17 protein-coding genes and 1 pseudogene are annotated in these 20,060 nt (G+C 58.8%); 11 read left to right on the top strand and 7 right to left on the bottom strand.

The annotated features are described in order from the left end of the window. Positions 1-12: 12 nt before the first annotated feature. From rffA to ACTJI5_RS22370, 3 genes are read left to right on the top strand one after another with little or no spacing between them, the layout of a single operon-like run. Positions 13-1,143 carry a dTDP-4-amino-4,6-dideoxygalactose transaminase gene (gene rffA / locus ACTJI5_RS22380; RefSeq protein ID WP_440861890.1) on the top strand — a complete coding sequence of 377 codons (1,131 nt, stop codon included), beginning with the start codon at positions 13-15 and terminating at the stop codon, positions 1,141-1,143. Beyond that, positions 1,140-2,417 carry an O-antigen translocase gene (locus tag ACTJI5_RS22375; RefSeq protein WP_440861889.1) on the top strand — a complete coding sequence of 426 codons (1,278 nt, stop codon included), beginning with the start codon at positions 1,140-1,142 and terminating at the stop codon, positions 2,415-2,417. Before rffA ends, ACTJI5_RS22375 begins: the two co-directional genes overlap by 4 nt. Beyond that, complete coding sequence (locus ACTJI5_RS22370; RefSeq protein WP_440861888.1) at positions 2,414-3,706, top strand: glycosyltransferase; 1,293 nt, start codon at positions 2,414-2,416, stop codon at positions 3,704-3,706. The genes ACTJI5_RS22375 and ACTJI5_RS22370 overlap by 4 nt, the downstream gene beginning before the upstream one ends. 86 nt (positions 3,707-3,792) lie before the next feature. Here the strand turns inward: ACTJI5_RS22370 and rfbB are convergent, their stop codons facing one another. Together rfbB and ACTJI5_RS22360 are read right to left on the bottom strand one after the other, a co-directional pair. Continuing rightward, positions 3,793-4,848, bottom strand: a complete 1,056-nt coding sequence (rfbB, locus tag ACTJI5_RS22365) for a dTDP-glucose 4,6-dehydratase (protein WP_440861887.1) — start codon at positions 4,846-4,848, stop codon at positions 3,793-3,795. Positions 4,849-4,949: 101 nt separating this feature from the next. After that, a complete protein-coding gene (locus tag ACTJI5_RS22360; protein WP_440861886.1) occupies positions 4,950-6,866 on the bottom strand; it encodes a hypothetical protein in 1,917 nt (638 codons plus the stop codon). A 255-nt stretch (positions 6,867-7,121) separates the two neighbouring features. Between ACTJI5_RS22360 and ACTJI5_RS22355 the strand changes: the two genes are divergently transcribed. The 6 genes from ACTJI5_RS22355 (at position 7,122) to ACTJI5_RS22330 (ending at position 12,956) form a co-directional block, all read left to right on the top strand. Beyond that, complete coding sequence (locus ACTJI5_RS22355) at positions 7,122-7,868, top strand: hypothetical protein (protein WP_440861885.1); 747 nt, start codon at positions 7,122-7,124, stop codon at positions 7,866-7,868. 133 nt (positions 7,869-8,001) lie between these two features. Next, positions 8,002-9,042: a polysaccharide biosynthesis protein gene (locus ACTJI5_RS22350; RefSeq protein ID WP_440861884.1), complete on the top strand. Its 1,041-nt coding sequence runs from the start codon at positions 8,002-8,004 to the stop codon at positions 9,040-9,042. A 1-nt stretch (position 9,043) separates the two neighbouring features. Next, positions 9,044-10,150, top strand: a complete 1,107-nt coding sequence (gene wbjC / locus ACTJI5_RS22345; protein ID WP_440861883.1) for a UDP-2-acetamido-2,6-beta-L-arabino-hexul-4-ose reductase — start codon at positions 9,044-9,046, stop codon at positions 10,148-10,150. A 4-nt stretch (positions 10,151-10,154) separates the two neighbouring features. Continuing rightward, positions 10,155-11,285 (top strand): non-hydrolyzing UDP-N-acetylglucosamine 2-epimerase, encoded by a 1,131-nt coding sequence (wecB, locus tag ACTJI5_RS22340; RefSeq protein WP_440861882.1) that lies wholly within the window; start codon positions 10,155-10,157, stop codon positions 11,283-11,285. 10 nt (positions 11,286-11,295) lie between these two features. Then, complete coding sequence (locus tag ACTJI5_RS22335) at positions 11,296-12,492, top strand: glycosyltransferase family 4 protein (protein ID WP_440861881.1); 1,197 nt, start codon at positions 11,296-11,298, stop codon at positions 12,490-12,492. Continuing rightward, positions 12,489-12,956, top strand: a complete 468-nt coding sequence (locus ACTJI5_RS22330) for a WbuC family cupin fold metalloprotein (RefSeq protein ID WP_440861880.1) — start codon at positions 12,489-12,491, stop codon at positions 12,954-12,956. The genes ACTJI5_RS22335 and ACTJI5_RS22330 overlap by 4 nt, the downstream gene beginning before the upstream one ends. Here ACTJI5_RS22330 and ACTJI5_RS22325 read toward each other — a convergent pair. The 5 genes and pseudogenes from ACTJI5_RS22325 to ACTJI5_RS22305 form a co-directional block, all read right to left on the bottom strand. Beyond that, positions 12,953-14,197: a tetratricopeptide repeat protein gene (locus tag ACTJI5_RS22325; protein ID WP_440861879.1), complete on the bottom strand. Its 1,245-nt coding sequence runs from the start codon at positions 14,195-14,197 to the stop codon at positions 12,953-12,955. The two genes, ACTJI5_RS22330 and ACTJI5_RS22325, sit on opposite strands and share 4 nt — an antisense overlap. Positions 14,198-14,276: 79 nt before the next feature. Beyond that, on the bottom strand, positions 14,277-15,527 hold the full coding sequence (locus tag ACTJI5_RS22320) for a sugar transferase (protein WP_056375872.1): 1,251 nt from the start codon (positions 15,525-15,527) through the stop codon (positions 14,277-14,279). A 231-nt stretch (positions 15,528-15,758) separates the two neighbouring features. Beyond that, positions 15,759-15,932 (bottom strand): hypothetical protein, encoded by a 174-nt coding sequence (locus ACTJI5_RS22315; protein ID WP_440861878.1) that lies wholly within the window; start codon positions 15,930-15,932, stop codon positions 15,759-15,761. A gap of 52 nt (positions 15,933-15,984) precedes the next feature. After that, positions 15,985-16,152, bottom strand: coding sequence for a hypothetical protein (locus ACTJI5_RS22310; RefSeq protein ID WP_440861877.1), 168 nt, complete (start codon positions 16,150-16,152; stop codon positions 15,985-15,987). A 288-nt stretch (positions 16,153-16,440) separates the two neighbouring features. Beyond that, a pseudogene (locus ACTJI5_RS22305) lies at positions 16,441-16,716 on the bottom strand (NAD-dependent epimerase/dehydratase family protein); the annotation flags it as partial. Positions 16,717-17,183: 467 nt separating this feature from the next. Between ACTJI5_RS22305 and ACTJI5_RS22300 the strand changes: the two are divergent. Both ACTJI5_RS22300 and ACTJI5_RS22295 read left to right on the top strand, forming a co-directional pair. Continuing rightward, on the top strand, positions 17,184-18,647 hold the full coding sequence (locus ACTJI5_RS22300) for a protein adenylyltransferase SelO (RefSeq protein WP_440861876.1): 1,464 nt from the start codon (positions 17,184-17,186) through the stop codon (positions 18,645-18,647). A gap of 101 nt (positions 18,648-18,748) precedes the next feature. Continuing rightward, complete coding sequence (locus tag ACTJI5_RS22295; protein WP_440861920.1) at positions 18,749-19,918, top strand: nucleotide sugar dehydrogenase; 1,170 nt, start codon at positions 18,749-18,751, stop codon at positions 19,916-19,918. Positions 19,919-20,060: the final 142 nt, after the last annotated feature.

The raw sequence follows: 20,060 nt of genomic DNA, 5'->3' as shown, positions 1-20,060 counted from the left end.
GGCTTATTCCATATGCTGACTATACCGTTCAATAGACCGTCTGTCGGTAAACGCGAGCTCGACTATATTGGTGAGTGCCTGGCGGGCGGCAAACATTCAGGCGATGGCGTGTTTACCAAACGCTGCAACGAAGCGTTTCGAACGCTTGGACTCGGCAATATATTGCTGACGACCTCCTGCACCGACGCATTGGAAATGGCGGCGATCCTTCTGCGCATCGGGCCCGGTGACGAAGTGATTCTGCCGTCTTTCACCTTCGTTTCCAGCGCGAACGCCTTCGCGCTCCGCGGCGCGACGCTGCGCTTTGCCGATAGCGAGATAGGCAACCCCAACATTGCGCCAGATGCGATTGAGGCGTTGATAACGCCCCGCACGAAGGCGATTGTCGTTGTGCATTATGCGGGCGTGGCCTGCGACATGGATCGAATTGAGGAGATTGCGAAACGGCATGGCATCGCAATTGTGGAGGATGCCGCGCAAGCTATCGATTCTTACCATCGCGGTCGGCCGTTGGGCACGATCGGAGCGATAGGCACGATGTCTTTCCATGAGACGAAAAATATCAGCGCCGGTGAAGGCGGGCTGATCATGATCCGTGACGAAGCTCTGTATCATCGGGCCGAGATCGTTCGAGAAAAAGGGACCAATCGCTCTGCTTTTTTTCGGGGAGAGGTTGATAAATACGGGTGGGTCGACCTCGGCTCCTCGTTCCTGCCTTCCGACATTTTGGCGGCTTATCTGCTCGCGCAAGTCGAACGACTGCCCGAGATTCAAGGTCGTCGTTGCGCCATCTGGAACCGCTATGATCAGGCCCTTTCCTCGAAAGTGAGCGCTTATGGCGTTCGCACTGCGGTATTGCCAGAATGGGCAACCAATAATGCGCACATGTTTTACCTGCTCTTCGAAAATCTGGAGCAGCGACAACGGGTGATCGACGGACTGCGGGCATCGGGGATCACTGCGGCATCGCACTATATTTCGCTGCACAGCAGCCCCTTCTTCCATCGGTTCCATGACGGCCGTCCCCTGCCCAACAGTGACCGATTTACGGACACCATTTTGCGCCTGCCGATGTTTGCCGACCTGGCCGATGATGATGTGGACCTGATTTCTGATCGAGTGCTCGAATTGTTGGAGAAATGAGCCGTCGTTGGCTCCAAGGCGTAGCGCAGTATAAACGGCTCGCAGCACCGGCAGCCGCAGTGATCGCTCATGGCCTCCGGATGGCGGTCAATCTGATTGTTATCAAGTTCATTGCTGTCGCGATGGGCCCGGCGGGATTGGGCATGCTCGGCAACCTCATGAGCGCGACGACGATGGTGGCCCTGTTTTCCGGCGGCGGCATCCTCAATGGCATCACCAAATATGTCGCTGAGTATAATTCGCGGCCCGTCCGGCTGCGTCAATTCTTGCAGGGCGCAGCGGCCTATGGGTTCTCCGCCAGCGTAATCATATTGCTGATCAGCTTCATCGCGGCGCGGCCATTATCTCTTGCACTGTTCGGCACCAACGACATGGCATGGCTCATCCCGATACTCGGGATCGCGCACCTGCTGTGCTTCATTGGCAATGCCATCATCGCAATAATTAACGGCAAGCAGCAGTCCTTCTACTTCGCGCTGATCACGGGCACGGGTTATCTCTCCATCATCCCTATTGCTTTTCTGCTGATCAAATTCGGCGGGATGCCCGGCGCCGCGATTGCATTGGTTGGCGTGATCGTATCGACGGCCATTCCAGCCGTTGTGGTGGGCGCGCGTAACGGTCTAATCTCGATGCTCCGGCCGAGCTTTCATGGCGAAGATTCCAAGCGCCTTTTTCGTTTTACGTGCATCGCTATCGTATCGGCCGCGGCTTTTCCCCTCACGGAAATACTCATTCGCACACATTTGACAGGCCATCTCGGTATCGAAAGCACGGGCATTTGGCAGGCGATGACGCGACTTTCGGGCGCCATCCTGGGTTTTTTCACAGTGTATCTCGCTACGAGTCACATGCCGCGGCTCTCTGCCATCAGTGATAATAAAGAAGCGGCCAAAGCGGTCGTTCGTGCGCTTTCGGTGATCGGCCCAGCGTTCGCGTGCTGCGCGCTGCTGATCTATCTCATGCGATCGATCATCGTACCTTTGCTTTTCTCGTCTTCGTTTGGCCCATTGGAGGAGATAATCGGATGGCAATTGATCGGAGATCTGCTGAGGGTTTGTTCCTACGTCGTAAGCTTTCTGGTCGTGGCAAAGGCGGCTCTCAGGATGCATATCGTCGGTGAGCTGACGCAGTGCCTGTTATATCTCGGCTTCGCACTGGGCGCCGTTCGCATGGGCTTCGGCTTGCAGGAAGTCGCGCAAGCTTATGCACTGACATACGCGATATATTTCGTTCTAACGCTGTTGGCTCTCAAAAGGTATGCAACACGGTGATATTTCTCGCGAATATTCTGGAAATGAATGGTGGAACAACATTTCTAGTCCGGATCTGCGAAGCACTCAAAGCGCAGGGCCAGCCTTGCGCCGTGCTCGTGTTGAGGCCCGGCGGGGATCCTATATTGTCGGAGAAGCTGGCTGGCCATGCCCGTATATTTCACCTTAGCGATTTTCTGCCTGACCGTGGCTATGTCATGCGGAAGCATTTCGGAGCCTTCGCACCGATTGCTTGGCAGCGTTTATCCGATGCTCTCGCTCCGTTCGGGAATATATTGCATGCGATGGGCGGGTTTGGCCTGATTGTCGGTGCACGCCTTGCCGCCTACGACCCGAGCTTTCGCGTTACTGTCGGAATATATCATCAGAACGAATTTCTCTACGAAGGGCATTCCCTTTTTTCCAATCAACTTCTTGATTTATTTCGCAAGATTCCGAAGAGTAATATCGTTTTTTTCAATGAATCAACTCGGGACAACTACATCCAGTTCCACGCGTCTCCAGAATATGAAAATTCCACGATCACTCCCATCGGCGTGGCGTTGAGTCCTGTCATCAAGGCAGCGCATACCTATGGCAGCGGAAAGATCATATCTGTCGGGAATCTTTTTAACTTCAAGACTTACAACGCTCATATCATTCGAATGCTTCCCAAACTCAGGGAAGAATTCCAAGGCGTTACATATCATCTCTATGGTGCCGGCGACCAGCGCAAGATGCTTGAGGCGCTGGCGGACGAATTGCATGTTTCCGACATCGTGTTCTTCCAAGGGCGAATTGCCTATCATCAGCTCAGTGCCTTGTGGGCGGAAGCAGATTTGTTCGTCGGAAGTGGGACGGCTTTGATAGAGGCGGCCGCCGCAAGGGTTCCGGCGTTGGTCGGCATCGAATCGATTCAGGAACCGCTGACCTACGGCTTCCTGTCTGACGTCCAAGGATATTCGTATAATGAGCTCATCCCTGATCGGCCGATGACACCGATGCTAGCGTGCATACAGCGCATCTTTAGAGACGATGATGAATGGGAATCCGTCGCGGCGGCCTGTGTTGCCAAGGCGCAGGATTTTTCGGTTCAACGGACCGCTACAGATTTTATCCAATTGGCAGACAAGGCCGAAACCACGCCAAAACTGATCACGACCGCGGAAACCCTGCGCATGCTGGCCGGTCTGCCGCTACTGGCTTTGCGCGATAAACTGGTTCCCGAAACCGCATTTATGAACAGACGGAACCAGTCTTTTCAACCCCATCGATCTGCTATCGAGACGGACCCCCGTAACGCGGCCTAAACGGATTTTGGATTGCGAAAAAAGGGGGACGGGGGGCTGGTAGCCGCTAAGCCGCTAAGCCGCTAAGCCGCTAAGCCGCTAAGCCGCTAAGCCGCTAAGCCGCGGCGCTCGTCAGCCTCATGCTTCGCAATGATATCGCGCCACCATGTTTCGTTGGATAGATACCAAGCAACGGTTTTCTCGATGCCGGTATCGAAGGTTTCAGCAGGTTCCCACCCCAACTCATCAGAGATTCGCGACGCGTCGATCGCATAGCGCATATCGTGGCCCGGCCGGTCCGCTACAAAGCTTATCTGCTCCGCATAGCTTCGTCCATCGCCGCGGGGGCGGAAGCGGTCCAGAATGCTGCAGATAGTCCGAACCACCTCGATATTCTGTTTCTCGTTATTGCCGCCGATATTATAGGTGCGGAGCGGCACGCCTCGTTCGAATACGGCCTGAAGCGCGCGCGCATGATCATCGACGTACAGCCAATCGCGTACCTGTTCCCCCCGGCCATAGACGGGGAGGGGTTTGCCTGAAAGCGCCCTCGCGATAATCAACGGAATGAGCTTTTCGGGAAAATGAAACGGACCGTAGTTGTTCGAGCAGTTGGTCACGAGCACGGGCAACCCATAGGTGTGTCCCCACGCGCGCACGAGGTGATCCGACCCGGCCTTGGATGCCGAATATGGCGAGCGCGGATCATATGGCGTGTCTTCGGTGAAAAGACCCTCGGCTCCAAGTGAGCCATAAACCTCGTCCGTCGAAATGTGATGAAAGCGAAACGCCTGTTTTTCAGCGTCATCGAGGGTTCGCCAATAGGCATGAGCGGCTCTCAGCATGGTAAAGGTACCGACGATATTCGTCTGGATGAACGCCTGAGGACCGTCGATCGACCGATCCACGTGACTTTCAGCAGCGAGATGAGTGATGACATGTGGAGAGTGGGCGCCAAGCGCGCGCGTCACCGCATAATCGTCGCAAACGTCACCCTGCAAAAAGGTGTAGCGCGGATTGTCGGCAACGGACTCGACCGTCGACAATGTTCCGGCGTAGGTCAGCTTGTCGAAATTGAGCACTTCATGATTGGTGTTCTCAATCAGGTGCCTGATCAGAGCCGACCCGATAAAACCGGCGCCCCCTGTGATGAATATACGCATAGACTTACCCTTAACGGCGCCCATTGCTCGGCGCAATGACGAGCATCCTCATATCGGGCGCTTTATCTCCAGAATCGCCGACGCCTGACGGTCATGTCGAACTAGGGCGCGATCGCGATGGCGCTGGTAAGGGCGCTGCTACCGTTCAGCGCATCGGCGTGCATGGTAATGCACGAATATATCCGATCTGCAGATCCGTAATTTGGGACCGAGACGGTCGCATATCCTGACAGGGCCAACACATAGTCGTTGCCAAGCCGCTTTGCGGTGAGAACAGGATTGGTGAAATGCCGCTGGGTTCGAGCGCCGAGTTTGTCAATCGGCAGGCCGCCGGGGATTGCCAGAAAGCTCTTGAGCGCGAAGTCGCAATAGACGTCGTTCACTCTGTTGCCTGTGGTCACACCTTCGGACGCCGTCATCGCCACGAAATCGATGACAGCGAGCGATGTTCCGATAACCTGTCCACCTCCGGTGCGATGCTGCATCATCACGCGGATTTCTCCCTGCGTCGGGCGATACGCATCGACCACATTGTTGAGCATGTCGTCCACACTGATCTTCGCGATAGTGTAGACACCGGCGCGCAGTTCCTTCGCCGCAAGATATATCCGGGCATCGCTTATTGTCGTACGCCGCGCGCTTTGCGGAGACATTGGCGCCCGCGCATTTTTCAGCAGGCGTGACTCTGTTCCGCCGTTTCCTTCAAAGTCGACGACACGCCCCGGTGTGATAAGGTTCGCGCCAGTAGTCCAGCAGTTCCTAAGACTGGGCGGAGCGGCGATAGTCCCCGGTTGATTTCGTTCATCGTCCCAGCGAATAGCGCGATAATCGGGGTCGACAATCTGGGTAGGCGAGGGCTGAAACTGGAGCGATGCGAGGGAAACGCCCGAACTCGGAGCCGAACCGCGCTTGAACCATATTTCACATCGGGCCATGGCCGCGTCCCCGATGGCATTGGTTTCACCATAATAGCCTTCAAAAAGGCCGCCTACGACCTTTCCCAGCACCAATGCGCAGCCGCCGTCCTGAAAGCGGATATCCTTCCAGCGTATCGAAATAACAGCGGGGTCGGCGGTCACGCTGTCAACATAAATGCCCCCGTCGCAATTCGTCCCGCCGAGATTATCGAAGGAGAGGTCGAATCCCACCTTTGCATCGACCCAGCGCCGAACATTGGAAAACTGGCAATTCGACATGCCTAACGACTGGATATAGCCATTCGGATAGTCCGCGCCCTTTGCCCGAAATGATTTAACCACCGTGTCGAGCTGAGCGAAGCTGGCTTGCGAAAGCCGCAGATCATAAATGCGGTCGCCGTTGAACAACACGCTGGGTTGGTCCTGGGTCCAGTTGCCGCCGACCACGAAAATCTTGCCGGTGTACAGATTGTCACCGCTTTCCGGGGCGGCTTTGGCGGCGGCAGACGTAAAAATCGCCTCAGGCACCCCTCCGACCGAGGGGCTGTTCGCAACGATGGTCGCGCCTCCGCAGAACAGAAACATCGATACCCGGTCATATAGCGTCTGGTTGGGAAGGCCGATAACGCTTGCCAGTCGATAGCGGCTCGTCGCTATCAATTGGACTGTGCGGCTGATTCTGAACGCTCGTTCGAAATAGGGGGCGTCATCGCCTACGCCATCGACTGGCGCGCCCAACGCGTCGGGTGTGACATAAGGATCGCCAATATAGAGTTTGACCCCGCCCGCGGTCGTCAAATGCTGGTCTGTCGCGGTGCCCGGCGCGACGCGATAGAGATATCCGTTCGCGGTCCGTATCGTCGAGCCAACCGGCAGGGTTGGGCGCGTCGACGCGATTAGGGCTCTTGGATTGGGGGCGACGGCGATCGCCTGTTGTACATCGCCGCCGTCGGTCACCGCGATATGTTGCGCCAGCGCGGGCGCGGCGGATCGCGTGGAGCTCTCGGCTGCACTAGGCTGACCGCTGGAGTCCCATGCGGCCCAGGCGCCGGCCGCTGCCAGCATAGTTCGCCGCTCGATCTTACCATTGCGATAATTCATAATTTCTCCGTCCGTTGCGACCGAAGCCTGCGATCGCTTTAGCTCTGAATGGTGTGTGGGGATTGGGCGCTGTGGTGTAGAACTTGCCCGATATGTCCCTCCTGCGATAATAGAAATCCTTACCATCGCCTCGTGAGACCAATTTCCAAACGGGAAAATTATCGTCGTTATTGCTTCCTTTTGACCTTGGGCTTCCCTATGCACCGCGCCCGGCGAGCGTGCGAGTCATGACTTTTCGATGGGATCTTTTCGGCGATGACTATGGAACTTCAACAGAAACTTTCTCCAGGCCAAGTCGCCGAATTCTACCATGACGAGTTCGTTCAGGATCAAGTCCGCGATTTCGGAGAACTGGCCAGCCCGCTTGATAATGGTGTCGTCGTCGATATCGGTGGCGGCGTCGGCTATTTTGCAGAGCGCATCCGTGCAGTGTTCGGCTATCCGGTACGGGTAGTCGATATGGATCCTGAATCTGTCGCGCAGTGCATAGCGCGCGCGGTTCCGGCGCAACTGGGCGACGCGCTCACCCCCCCTGTTTCTGGCGATGAGGGTTGCGTCTGCTTCAACCTGATCCTGCATCACCTCGTCGGGAGGGGGGAGACGCGTACCCGCTCGCTGCAAATAGCGGCATTGGCTGCGTGGAATGGCGGAGATACTCCGGTTTTCGTCAATGAATATATATATGAATCCTTTGTCGAAACGGTCAGCGGACGGTTGATCTACGCGATAACCTCCAGCCAGCTGCTGTCGGCGATGGCGGGTTTTGCCGCGCGGTTCATCCCCGCCTTTCGTGCGAATACCTTCGGCGTCGGGGTCCGGTTTCGCGCACATGCTGAGTGGATATCATTGTTTCGCGAGGCTGGGTTCAAAGTCGAGGCCGTCAGGATCGGCGCAGACGAACCGGTGAAGCTCCCGCTGCGACTGCTGTTGATAAAGGCGATCCGGCGCGACAGTTTCATTCTGACGCCCACGCAGGCGGCCTCGTCGATATCGAGAAACTGATCCAGATGTAGAGATGATCGGAGCGGTCGCGGACGAATGTTTCGTGGCCGGAGTATTGGTCCAGCGCGCGGAGAAGCGCTAGGCAGGGCAGCGCCGCATCCGATTCGGCCACATGACGACCACGGAGTATGGAATGACGCGTAACTTGTTTGAAGGCCGCACGCTGCTGGTCACCGGCGGCACGGGCTCGTTCGGCAATGCCGTGCTGCGCCGCTTCCTCGATTCCGAAATCGCCGAAATCCGCATCTTCAGCCGCGACGAGAAGAAGCAGGATGACATGCGCAAGCGCTTCGACAATCCGAAGCTGAAATTCTATATCGGCGACGTCCGTGATTATGGGTCGGTCGTCAATGTCGTTCGTGGGGTCGATTTCATCTTTCACGCGGCGGCGTTGAAGCAAGTTCCATCGTGCGAGTTCCACCCGCTCGAAGCGGTGAAGACCAACGTGCTGGGGACCGAGAATGTCCTCGAGGCGGCAATCAACAACGGCGTGAAGCGCGTCATCTGCCTCAGCACGGACAAGGCGGTCTATCCGATCAACGCGATGGGCATTTCCAAGGCGATGATGGAAAAGGTCGCCGTCGCCAAATCGCGCAGCAGCGACAAGACGATCATCTGTGCGACGCGCTACGGCAATGTCATGGCCTCGCGCGGATCGGTGATTCCGCTGTTCGCCGATCAGATCCGCGCCGGCACACCGATAACCATTACCGACCCGCATATGACGCGCTTCATGATGACGCTCGACGATGCCGTGGAGCTGGTCCTGTACGCGTTTCAGAATGGCAATCCAGGCGACATCTTTGTTCAGAAGGCGCCCGCCGCGACCATCGCGGCGCTGGCCCAGGCGATGTGCAAGCTGATCGGCGTCCCCGAACATCCGGTCAACGAGATCGGCACACGTCACGGCGAGAAGCTGTTTGAGGTGCTGCTAAGCCGCGAGGAGATGGCGGCGGCGGAGAATCTGGGTGACTATTTCCGGGTTCCGCCCGACCTTCGCGATCTCAACTATGGCAAATATGTCGAGCAGGGCGAAAAGAAGATTTCGCAGGCCGAGGAATATAATTCGCACAACACGACGCGCCTCGACGCAGAGGGCATGACGGCGCTATTGCTGAAGCTTCCCTTCATGCAGGCAATGGCGCGCGGCGACAGCATCGCGCCCGAGGAGTGACATGAAAATATTAGTGACGGGTGCCAGTGGCTTCATTGGCAAGACATTGCTGGTCCGACTGGCCGAAGAGCAGGGGTTTGAGTTCGATTGTTTCACGCGCGCCGACGACGCGGTATCGTTGTCGGCTAAGGTCGCCGCTGCCGACGCTATCGTCCATCTCGCGGGCGAAAACCGACCCGCTGACCCCGCCGCCTTCATGCAGGTGAACGGCGACCTGACCGCGAACCTGTGCGACGCGGTGCGCGCGGCGGGGCGCCCCATCCCCTTGCTGTTTGCCTCGTCGATCCAGGCTGAAAGCGACAATCCCTATGGCGACAGCAAGCGCGCGGGCGAAGAGGCCATCGCACGTCTGGCCGAGGTGCCGGGGCAGACCTGCACGATCTTTCGGCTACCCAATGTGTTTGGCAAATGGTGCCGGCCCCACTATAATTCGGCCGTCGCAACCTTCTGTCACAACATCGCCCGCGGCGAGGCGATCCGGGTCGACGATCCCGCCGCGCCGCTCACGCTCGTTTATGTCGACGATGTGGTTGAGACGATGCTGGCGACGCTTCGCACCGCGTCGCCGGGACTGCATTGGGGCACGGTCGACCCGGTCTACCAGGCCACCGTGGGCGAAGTCGCCGACCTGATCCGCGCCTTTCACGACAGCCGCGCCACGCTGACGACCGAGCGCGTGGGAACGGGGTTGGTCCGCGCGCTTTATTCGACCTATGTCAGCTATCTGCCGACCGAGGCGTTCAGCTACGCGGTGCCGGTGTATAGCGACGCACGCGGTGTCTTTGTCGAGATGTTGAAGACACCCGACAGCGGGCAATTCTCCTTCTTCACGGCGCACCCCGGCATCACCCGCGGCGGCCATTATCATCACAGCAAGACCGAAAAATTCCTGGTCATCAAGGGGCGCGCGCGCTTTGGTTTTCGCCACATCCTGACCGACGAGTTTTTCGCGCTGGACACATCGGGCGAAGAACCGCGGATCGTCGAGACAGTCCCCGGTTGGAGCCACGACATCACCAATGTCGGCGACGACGAAATGGTCGTCATGCTGTGGGCGAACGAGATATTCGATCGCGATCGTCCCGACACCATAGCGCGGAGCGTCTGAAGCCATGACCAAGCTGAAGGTAATGACCGTCGTCGGAACGCGGCCCGAAATCATCCGCCTGTCGCGCGTGCTCGCGAAGCTCGATCAATATTGCGATCACACACTGGTCCACACAGGCCAGAATTATGATTATGAACTGAACGGGATTTTCTTCGACGATCTCGGCATCCGCAAGCCCGACCATTTCCTAGAGGCGGCGGGGGCCAGCGGTGCCGAAACGATCGGACGGGTGATCATCGCGGTCGACAAGCTGCTCGAACAAGAACGCCCCGACGCGTTGTTAGTGCTCGGCGACACCAACAGCTGCACCGCGGTCATCCCCGCCAAGCGGCGCAAGGTCCCGACCTTTCACATGGAGGCCGGCAATCGCTGTTTTGACCAGCGCGTGCCCGAGGAGATCAATCGGCGGATCGTCGACCATACGGCCGACATCAACATGACCTACAGCGACATAGCGCGCGAATATCTGCTGCGTGAAGGACTGCCGCCCGACATGGTGATCAAGACCGGCAGCCCAATGTTTGAGGTTCTGAGCCATTATCGCGCGAAGATCGACGGGTCGGACGTTCTCGACCGGCACGGGCTGCGGGTAGGGGAGTATTTCCTGGTCAGCGCCCATCGCGAGGAAAATATCGAACCCGACGCCAGCTTTGGGCGGCTGGTCGAGACGCTGAATGCGGTCGTCGCGAAATTTGGCCTGCCGGTGATCGTGTCGACCCACCCGCGCACGCAAAAACGCATCGACGCCGCGGGCGTGCAGTTCGGCGAGCGGGTTCGCTTGCTGAAGCCGCTCGGTTTTTCGGATTATAACCAGCTGCAAATGTCCGCGCGCGCAGTGTTGTCGGATAGCGGGACGATCAACGAAGAAGCCTCGATCCTCAACTTTCCCGCGCTCAACATCCGCGAAGCGCATGAGCGCCCCGAAGGCATGGAGGAAGCCGCGGCGATGATGGTCGGCCTGTACCCCGCACGCGTACTTCAGGGACTTGATATCCTCGCCGACCAGCCACGCGGCGACGACCGGTTGATCCGGCTTGTCGGCGATTATGCAATGCCCAACGTCTCGGACAAGGTCGTCCGCATCCTCCACAGCTATGTCGATTATGTGAATCGCATCGTGTGGAAGACATATTGATCGCCAGCCCATGCGCGTTGCGATCGTTGCCGATGTCTTTCCGCCGCTCAGGTCGTCGGGCGCCGTGCAGTTGCGCGACCTGTCGCGCGAGTTTGTTCGGCAGGGACATCAAACAACGGTGCTCGTCGCCAGCCCCGACCTGAAGTCCGCCTTTCGCATCGACGAGCAGGATGGCGTCACCATCGCGCGCCTGCGATCACCAAAAACTAAGGATGTCGGTTATGTCCGGCGCATGGCGGGCGAGTTCCTGATGCCGTTCGCGATGAAGCGAAATTATCGCAAGTCGCCGATCGCGGGCCGCCCGTACGATGCCGTCATTTGGTATTCGCCGACGATATTCCTCGGCCCGATCGTTCGCTGGCTGAAACGGCGCAACAATTGTACCTCCTACCTGATCGTTCGCGATATTTTTCCGCAGTGGGCCGCCGATATGGGGCTGATCTCGCGCGGTCCGGCGTTCCAGTTGCTGGACCAAGTGGCACGCTATCAATATCGCAGTGCAGATGTGATTGGTGTGCAGACGCCGGGCAACCTCAGCTTCTTTGACGATTTTCGCACGGCGCACTCCGAATGTCAGCTTGAAGTCCTGCAGAACTGGCTGGGCGACGCCCCTGATCGGGGATGCAGCATCGATCTTGAGGCGACGAAACTCGCGGGCCGCCGGATCTTTGTTTACGCCGGCAACATGGGCGTGGCACAGCAAATGGACAAGCTCCTCGATTGCGCCGTGGCGATGCGAGACCGCGATGATATCGGCTTTCTGTTTGTCGGACGAGGCAGCGAGGCGGGTCGGCTGAGCCAATTGGCGGCGGAGCGCAGCCCCGACACCATCCTTTTTCACGACGAAATCAGTCCCGACGAGATTCCGGGACTCTATTCCCAATGCAATGTGGGCCTAATCTGCCTCGACAGCCGGCACCGCACCCACAATATTCCGGGGAAATTCCTGACCTATATGCAAGCAGGCCTGCCGGTTCTCGCCAGCATCAACGACGGCAACGACCTGCAGAAGATGGTCGAAACGCGGAATGTCGGGCGCGTGTCGGTCGCCGCAGACGGCGCCGATCTGCCGGGCCTAGCGAGTGCATTGATCGAGCGCGAGCTTGCCGATCCGGCGATCGCCGATCGTTGCCGCGCCTTGTCGAACGAGCTCTTCTCGGCGCGCGCGGCGGTCGGTCAGATCCTCGACGCGGTGACGCAGCGATGAAGTCGATCGACGAGGAACTGATCGCCGACATTGGCCGGCAGGCGGCGGAGTCGACGCGGCGGCGCCAGCACCATAATCTGCATGCCGATTATAGCGACCCCTGCCAGCGTCTGCTCAATTTTCTGTGGCACGACAGCTATATTCGCCCGCACCGCCATGCCGCCGATCCAAAGGAAGAAACGCTGATTGCCTTGCGGGGCGAAATGGGCTGCCTGATCTTCAATGCTGTGGGCGGGATCACCAGTCGCATCCGCCTTGTCGCGGGAGGCGACTGTCCAGCAGTGATCATCGAGCCGGGCGAGTGGCACAGCGTTGTGGCGCTCAGCGGATCGGCGGTGTTGCTCGAAACCAAAGCTGGACCGTTTGATCCCGCGGCGGCAAAGGAGCCGGCGCCCTGGGCTGTCGACGAAACGGCACCGGGTGCGGGGGCATATCTGCAGTCGCTGCAGCGACTGTTCGATTAAGAGCCGTTTGCCGGCGATTCCGATTTCGCAGCGAGCGCCGTCTTGATAGACGCATTTTTGGCGGGAACAAGCTTCATATCGCTGATCCGCATGGCAGCGTCAACCTGAGTGTCAGCGCCCGAAATATCGATAGTCAGCAATTGGGCCGGGCAGGATGGGGGCACTGCGAACAGGAACTGGTTTTCGCGCGCCTTGATTGTCGTGCTCGACGAACGGTTCCATTGGCCTGGTCCTTTGTTGCACAGCAGGTTGACGCTGACCGATCCGCCGCCGTTCATCCCGCTGAGATCGGCGTCGCCGGTCCAGCGATAGGTCCCGGGGCGCAGGAAAAGCAATTTGCGGGCGGCAATGCCGCTGCGACCGGGAATGGCTAAGCCTTCAATGCTGACGTTGCCGTCCTCGACGTCGCCAAATCCCTGAACATCACCGTGGTTCATCGTCTCCCACCCGAAGGGTGGAAAGCGGAAGGTATTGGAGGGACGGCCAAAAGAGATCGACGTAAGTGTTCTGGCGCTCGTGCCGGGCAGTTTCAGATAGAGCAGGCGTGCGTCTTCAATTGGTCCGCGATCAACCAGCGCGCCGAGCAACTCGCTTGCGGTTGGCTCATCGAGTACGCCCGGCGACAGCGGCATCAACTGAATCAAGGTCCGCGACAGAAACTCGGGCCGCTGCAGCCTGACGTTATATTGGATGAATGGCTTCAGCCAAGGCGGCTGATTCCGAACGTAGGGAATGAAGACTTTCCGGAATTCAGCGTCGGCAAGTGCGGTGCCAAGCGCGGCATAGGCCGCCTCGCGTGTTTCAGCCTGGGTCCGGATGACGATGTCGATCGCCCGCAGCCCCTCCCGCGGTTTATCAGTACGCAGATAGTCATCCATCAACCAAAGCTGGCCGGGCGTGTCGCGGTGCGATAGCTTTGCCGACATCTGGACGAACTTGCGGCCCTTCGCGACGTCGCCCGTCGTGGCATAATAGACACCGAGTTGACGCAGCGCGCGCGATGACAATGGTTCGCTGCGCAGGGCCGCGATGCTGTTTGCGCGCGCGTTTTTTAGAAAAGCGGTCTTGGTCTTTTTTGCCGCAGCCTTGTCGGTCATGTTCATCAGCGCCTGCGCCGAATCTGGGTCCAGCCGCAAACCGCGCTCCGGCGAAAATTTGCTGAACAGCGTGCTCGCCGAATTGGCCCATGCCGCATAGGTGAGCGAGAGCGTGGCAATTGTGATGGCGACGATACGAAGCATGGGGGCCTTTGGATCTAGCGATTGCTGTGGAAAACTATGCCGGAAGAAGCGAGTGTTGTCGCGTTTGGGTGGTTGCCGATTATTTTGCGCCGAAGCCGTTAAAAACGACGGCAATCGTGCGAACGATGATGATGACGTCGATCCAGTACGAAAAATGTTTGACGTAGAAAAAATCATACTGAAGCTTGGTATGAATGTCCTCAAGTTCGGTCACATGGCCTTGATTGACCTGCGCCCAACCGCTGATCCCCGGGCGCACGATATGGCGATAGGCGTAAAATGGGATTTTGCTGCCGTACCATTCGGACAGAGGCAAGGCTTCGGGTCGCGGACCGATCCAGCTCATGTCGCCGCACAAGATGTTCCAGACTTGGGGGAGTTCGTCGATTCGGGTTCGGCGCAGCCATTTGCCAGGGCGCGTGATACGTTCGTCGTCGGTGGTCGTCATCGCTGCGCGAACGTCACGGCTCCGGTCGTCCGCCGCGCTGTCAGCGGGACGCATGGTCCGGAATTTGAGCACCTTGAAACGCTTTGCGCGAAAGCCGACGCGGTCCTGGCGGAAAAAGACGGGGCCCGGCGAATCTAGCTTAATAGCAATCACCGCGATCAGGAACACCGGCGCGAGAAGGGGCAGCGCGATGATCGCGCCGATCAGATCGGCCGCGCGTTTCACACCGTGATAGCTGTTGCTGGGGATCAACGAACCCAGAACATTTTCCGACAAATGGTCGATCTGGACGCGACCGGTCAGCGCTTCCAGAACCTGCTTGTAATGAAAGATCGGGACGCCTTCCAACGCGGCCTCGGCCATGCGGCGTTCCCACGCATCATTATGGTCGTAATGTAAATCGGCGACCACAATCGCTGCGGCGGGCAGCGGGGCGTCGGGAGTCGCCCAGACATGCGAATGGCAATCGCGGAGGCGCGTAATCGCCGATGCATGGCCGCCAGGCACGACATAATGAACGGGATTGGCCGACTGTTTCAGCATCGCGGCGATCGCATATTGAACCGCCACCGAACTAGTGAAACACAGAAACAGGATCGCGTTGCTGTATGGTTCGCGTAAAATTAGCAGTGCCGCCACGACGATGCCATAGGCTGAACCAAAGACCGGCAGGATGGTACCGGCATGTGACACCCCCGGATATCGGATCATGCGGGTCAGGACGATGACCCCCGCAATCGCCGCGCCTGCCGACAAGGTAATCGTAAATTGCGCGATGTCGCGCGCCGCCATCGCCGACGGATACAAGACGCCATAGACCAGAAGCGGGACTATCACTCCAAACAGCAGCGTCAGCGCGACTTGCAATGTGCCATGGGCCAAGACCGTCGATCGTGAGGGTGCGTGCGCGTGGTTGGACACGACAGAGCTATGTATCAACCCCACCGTCTATCTCCGGACGACAATATTTGCATAGCAAAAGCCAAGGTAAACGTTCCAGCGAGTTTCCGAACATCTCAACAGGCCTGATGGTCAAGCGCCATCAAGAACCGAGAGCTACGAAAGTTCTTATCGCGCGCTCCTTAGGGCTCACCGGCGTGCGATACAATGGAATTATAGTCTATTCGGGTGGCATTGAACCGGCGGTTTTCCGGTTTGGCAGGTGACATTCGACCAAGAGGAGATGCCTACGTCGATCGGAGTGGTCGGTGCAATGCTCAGATCGCGCGCGATATCGTCGATGTCGGCAAGCGTCTGATAGACGTCGCCGTCCTGCATCGGCGGCATATTGATCTCGCCCTGCGCCCGTACGCCCGTTAGATCGCGCCGATCAGATCAATCAACTGTTCGGGCGGGTATTGCTGACATTATAAAAGCGGAGAGGCGTGGCGAACCCGCTCGGCTTGATCTGGTCGTCGTCGCGAGGCGCGTGAATGAGTGCCAGCAGGAAGCCGGCGACGATATCGTCGATGGTAACGTCGCGCCGCATATCGCTCTGATTATCCACGTCGATTGAGCAGCCTTTGAGAAACGTTTCATTGAATTTCCATGCCGCCGCGTCCGGCTCTGACGTGGATGTCGCGCAAGCCGTCCATTCGTCGTTGTTATCGAGTGCAGCGAGATGCGCCGCGCGAGATTGACAACGTGGATATAATCGCGCTCCTCGGCGCCATCGCGGGTCGGATACTCGTCGCCGGAAATGGACAGCTTCGCACGGCGTAGAATCGAAACCTGTGCTCCGAAGGGCATCAGACTACTGAGCGTATCTTGCGGATCTTCGCCGATCCGGCTCGATTCACGCGCGCCCACCGGGTTGAAATATTCGCGCAGCACTGCCGATGTGCTGGGCGCGAGTGGCGATCCAGCCGCGGCTCATCCCTTCAGTCATCGCCTTCGTTAGGCCATAGAGATTAGTCGGCGCAGTCGGGTGGCCCTCGTCGAAGGGACGATATTGCGCTTCGTCATAAATCGTTACCGACGATGAAAAGTCGATTCGGCGACAGCTCGCTGCATCCATCGTGACGGGCAGGTCCATCGTGCCGGTAACGTTGGTCTGATAGTAAAGCAGCGGGACCTCATTGGATTAGCCGACGGCTTTCTGTCCGCGAATTTTATAGCGTTGGGTTTGAAGGCGAAACACACTTGGTGGATCGCGGATGTCGCCGTCGACCTCGACCATGTCGCGATTGGTGAGTTGGCGAACCCGTGTAAGCGGCACGGGCGAACTGTTGCAATAATTGTCAAAAACGTAAACCTCGTGCCTCGTGCCTCGTGCCTCGTGCCTCGTGCCTCGTGCCTCGTGCCTCGTGCCTCGTGCCTCGCGCCTCGCGCCGAGCCACTGGTCCAGCATGTGTCTGCCGATATAGCCCGCACCGCCGGTTTGAAACCTTCATTACTTTGCTTCTTAGCCGCGTGGCCGCGGATGTTCTTGCGCGTATCCAGCCTGAATGTCGGAAAATGCCGGTTGTCTGTGCTCGCCGCGGGCAATTGTTGGCGCCTAAATCTTGCAATCGCGAAGATAAGGCTCGACATAGTGCTATGGTTTTTGCGTTCGACAACAGCTTTCACGACCATATGGAGGGCTTCTACGCCCCCGCCGAAGCCGTGACGCCGTCGGCGCCCGCGCTTCTGGCTTTCAACCATCCCTTGGCGAAGCGACTGGGGCTCGACGTCGACAGCGCCGACATGGCAGAGCCAGTGCGAATATTGTCGGGGCAGGGGCTTCCCGACGGCGCTAACCCGCTCGCGCTTGCCTACGCCGGTCATCAGTTCGGGCATTTTTCGCCGCAACTCGGCGACGGCCGTGCGCTGCTTCTGGGCGAAATCATTGCTCCGGACGGCGCGCGGTTCGACGTCCAGTTGAAAGGGTCCGGACCGACTGCCTTTTCGCGCAATGGTGATGGCAAGGCCGCGATCGGCCCGGTGCTGCGCGAATTCCTCGTGTCTGAAGCGATGGCGGCGATGGGCGTCCCGACGACGCGGGCGCTCGCCGCCGTTGCGACGGGGGACCGCGTTCAGCGCGAGCGCGCGCATCCCGGCGCGGTGCTGACCCGCATCGCGAGCAGTCACATCCGCGTCGGAACCTTCCAGTTTTTTGCCGCGCATTTCGGTGCGGACCATGTTGTCCAGCTCGCCGACTATAGCATTCGCCGCCATTTCCCCGACCTGGTGGAAGCCGCCAACCCGTCGCTCGCGCTCCTCGATCGCGCTATCGGCCTGCAATGCGAACTGGTCGCACAGTGGTTGGGAGTGGGCTTCATCCACGGCGTCATGAACACCGACAATGTCGCGATCAGCGGCGAGACGATCGATTATGGCCCTTGCGCCTTCATGGATCGCTTTGCCGTAAACACGGTCTTCAGTTCGATCGACGCCAACGGGCGCTATGCCTATGGCCGTCAGCCGCAGATATTGCACTGGAACATGGCGCGTTTTGCCGAGGCTTTGCTCCCCGCGATCCACCGGGTGTCGCCCGGCGATGTCGACGCGGCGAAGGCATTGGTCGATGCGATTCCCGTCCGTTTCCGCGCGATATGGCACACGCGGGTCCGGGAAAAGCTGGGGCTGGCCGGCGAGGGCGCCGACGACGGCGAACTCATCGATACGCTCTTCGACGAACTTGAAGAACATGAGGTGGATTTCACCTCCTTCTTTCGTGCGCTCGCCATGCTGCTGCGCGGCGACGGCGCGATGCTCGAAAGCCTGCTTCCCGCCCCCGACGCGATGGCGCCGTGGATCGCCCTGTGGTGGGAGCGGATCGCGCACGAGGCAACGGGGCCGCTGGAACATGCCGCCGCGATGGACGCGGTAAACCCGCTCTACATCCCGCGCAATCATCTGGTCGAAGCCGCACTGGACGCCGCCGAGGCGGGCGACCTCGCGCCGTGGCTCGAATTGCTCGAGGTCGTGCGCGATCCCTATGCGCTGCGTCCGGGGCACGAACGGTTCGCCGCGCCGGCCCTGGCCGACGCCGGTCCTTACAAGACCTTCTGCGGCACCTGACGCCCCACGGTTGAGCCGCTGCGCCGCAATTGCTAGGGACGGCGCCACATCGATCAGAGGATAAGTCATTGCCCCCAGCAAATGAGCCGCATGCGCCGTCCATCAAAATCACAGTCGTCGGCACGGGCTATGTCGGTATTTCCAATGCCATCTTGCTGGCGCAGCGCAATGAGGTGATCGCGCTCGACATCGATGCGCGCAAGGTCGAGCAGATCAACGCGAAGCAATCGCCGATCGCCGATCCCGAGATCGAGGATTATCTCGCGAACAAGCCGCTGAACCTGATCGCGACGACCGATCGCGGTGCGGCTTATTCGGGCGCCGACTTCGTCATCGTCGCGACGCCGACGGACTATGATCCCGACACCAATTATTTCAATACGCAGACGGTCGAGAGCGTGATCGCCGACGCGCTGGTGAAGGCGCCGGGCGCGCTGATCATCGTCAAATCGACTGTGCCGGTGGGCTTCACAGAGCGGATGCGAGCCGAGCATGGCAGCGACGCGATCGTCTTTTCGCCGGAGTTCCTGCGCGAGGGACGCGCGCTCTACGACAATCTCTATCCCTCGCGCATCATCGTCGGCAATACGCACCCGCGCGCGGCCGAATTCGCGCGCCTGTTGCTCGAAGGCTCGCTCAAGCCCGAGGCAGAGATTTTGCAGACGGGCAATACCGAGGCCGAGGCGATCAAGCTGTTCGCCAACACCTATCTTGCGATGCGTGTCGCCTTCTTCAACGAACTCGATACCTATGCGGCATCGCACGGCGTGGATTCGCGCCAGGTGATCGAGGGTGTGTGCCTCGATCCACGGATCGGGCAATTCTACAACAATCCGTCCTTTGGCTATGGCGGCTATTGCCTGCCCAAGGACACCAAGCAGATGCTCGCCAACTATCAGGAAGTGCCGCAGAATCTGATCCAGGCGATCGTGTCGTCGAACACGACGCGCAAGGATTTCATCGCGTCCGAAGTGATCAAGCGCGCCCCGCGCGTCGTCGGCATTCACCGCCTCGCGATGAAGGCGGGATCGGACAATTTCCGCGCCAGCAGCATATTGGGCGTGATGAAGCGGGTGAAAGCGAAGGGCATCGAGGTCATCGTCTATGAACCTCTGGTCGAGGAGGACCGCCTGTTCAACTCGCGCGTGATCCGCGACCTTGCCGCATTCAAGGCCGAGGCTGACGTCATCATCGCGAACCGCGTGACCGACGACCTCGCCGATGTCGCGGACAAGGTTTACAGCCGCGACCTGTTCGGCGCCGATTCCTGACTTTCCTCCATCGCCGCAACTCGCCGCATCGCCGGGAACTGTCCCATTGTCGGAGAGTTAGCTTATCAAATGGGGAGAAACGGGTTGCACAGCTATATCTCGCAAGCCACAAGTGCGCATCGGTGGCCAGCAGATGAAAAAA

The sequence above is a fragment of the Sphingopyxis sp. 22461 genome (genome assembly GCF_052044915.1).
Taxonomy (GTDB): Bacteria; Pseudomonadota; Alphaproteobacteria; order Sphingomonadales; family Sphingomonadaceae; genus Sphingopyxis.
Note: the sequence above shows the minus strand (reverse complement) of the source record. Positions and strands in the feature narration are given on the sequence as shown.

Excerpts from the sequence above, each read along its gene's own strand:
- wbjC (WP_440861883.1), top strand. The coding sequence starts at position 9,044 with ATGAAAATATTAGTGACGGGTGCCAGTGGCTTCATTGGCAAGACATTG.
- ACTJI5_RS22335 (WP_440861881.1), top strand. The coding sequence starts at position 11,296 with ATGCGCGTTGCGATCGTTGCCGATGTCTTTCCGCCGCTCAGGTCGTCG.
- ACTJI5_RS22315 (WP_440861878.1), bottom strand. The coding sequence starts at position 15,932 with ATGCCGCCGATGCAGGACGGCGACGTCTATCAGACGCTTGCCGACATC.
- ACTJI5_RS22350 (WP_440861884.1), top strand. The coding sequence starts at position 8,002 with ATGACGCGTAACTTGTTTGAAGGCCGCACGCTGCTGGTCACCGGCGGC.
- wecB (WP_440861882.1), top strand. The coding sequence starts at position 10,155 with ATGACCAAGCTGAAGGTAATGACCGTCGTCGGAACGCGGCCCGAAATC.
- rffA (WP_440861890.1), top strand. The coding sequence starts at position 13 with ATGCTGACTATACCGTTCAATAGACCGTCTGTCGGTAAACGCGAGCTC.
- ACTJI5_RS22330 (WP_440861880.1), top strand. The coding sequence starts at position 12,489 with ATGAAGTCGATCGACGAGGAACTGATCGCCGACATTGGCCGGCAGGCG.
- ACTJI5_RS22355 (WP_440861885.1), top strand. The coding sequence starts at position 7,122 with ATGACTATGGAACTTCAACAGAAACTTTCTCCAGGCCAAGTCGCCGAA.
- ACTJI5_RS22375 (WP_440861889.1), top strand. The coding sequence starts at position 1,140 with ATGAGCCGTCGTTGGCTCCAAGGCGTAGCGCAGTATAAACGGCTCGCA.
- ACTJI5_RS22300 (WP_440861876.1), top strand. The coding sequence starts at position 17,184 with ATGGTTTTTGCGTTCGACAACAGCTTTCACGACCATATGGAGGGCTTC.
- rfbB (WP_440861887.1), bottom strand. The coding sequence starts at position 4,848 with ATGCGTATATTCATCACAGGGGGCGCCGGTTTTATCGGGTCGGCTCTG.
- ACTJI5_RS22360 (WP_440861886.1), bottom strand. The coding sequence starts at position 6,866 with ATGAATTATCGCAATGGTAAGATCGAGCGGCGAACTATGCTGGCAGCG.
- ACTJI5_RS22325 (WP_440861879.1), bottom strand. The coding sequence starts at position 14,197 with ATGCTTCGTATCGTCGCCATCACAATTGCCACGCTCTCGCTCACCTAT.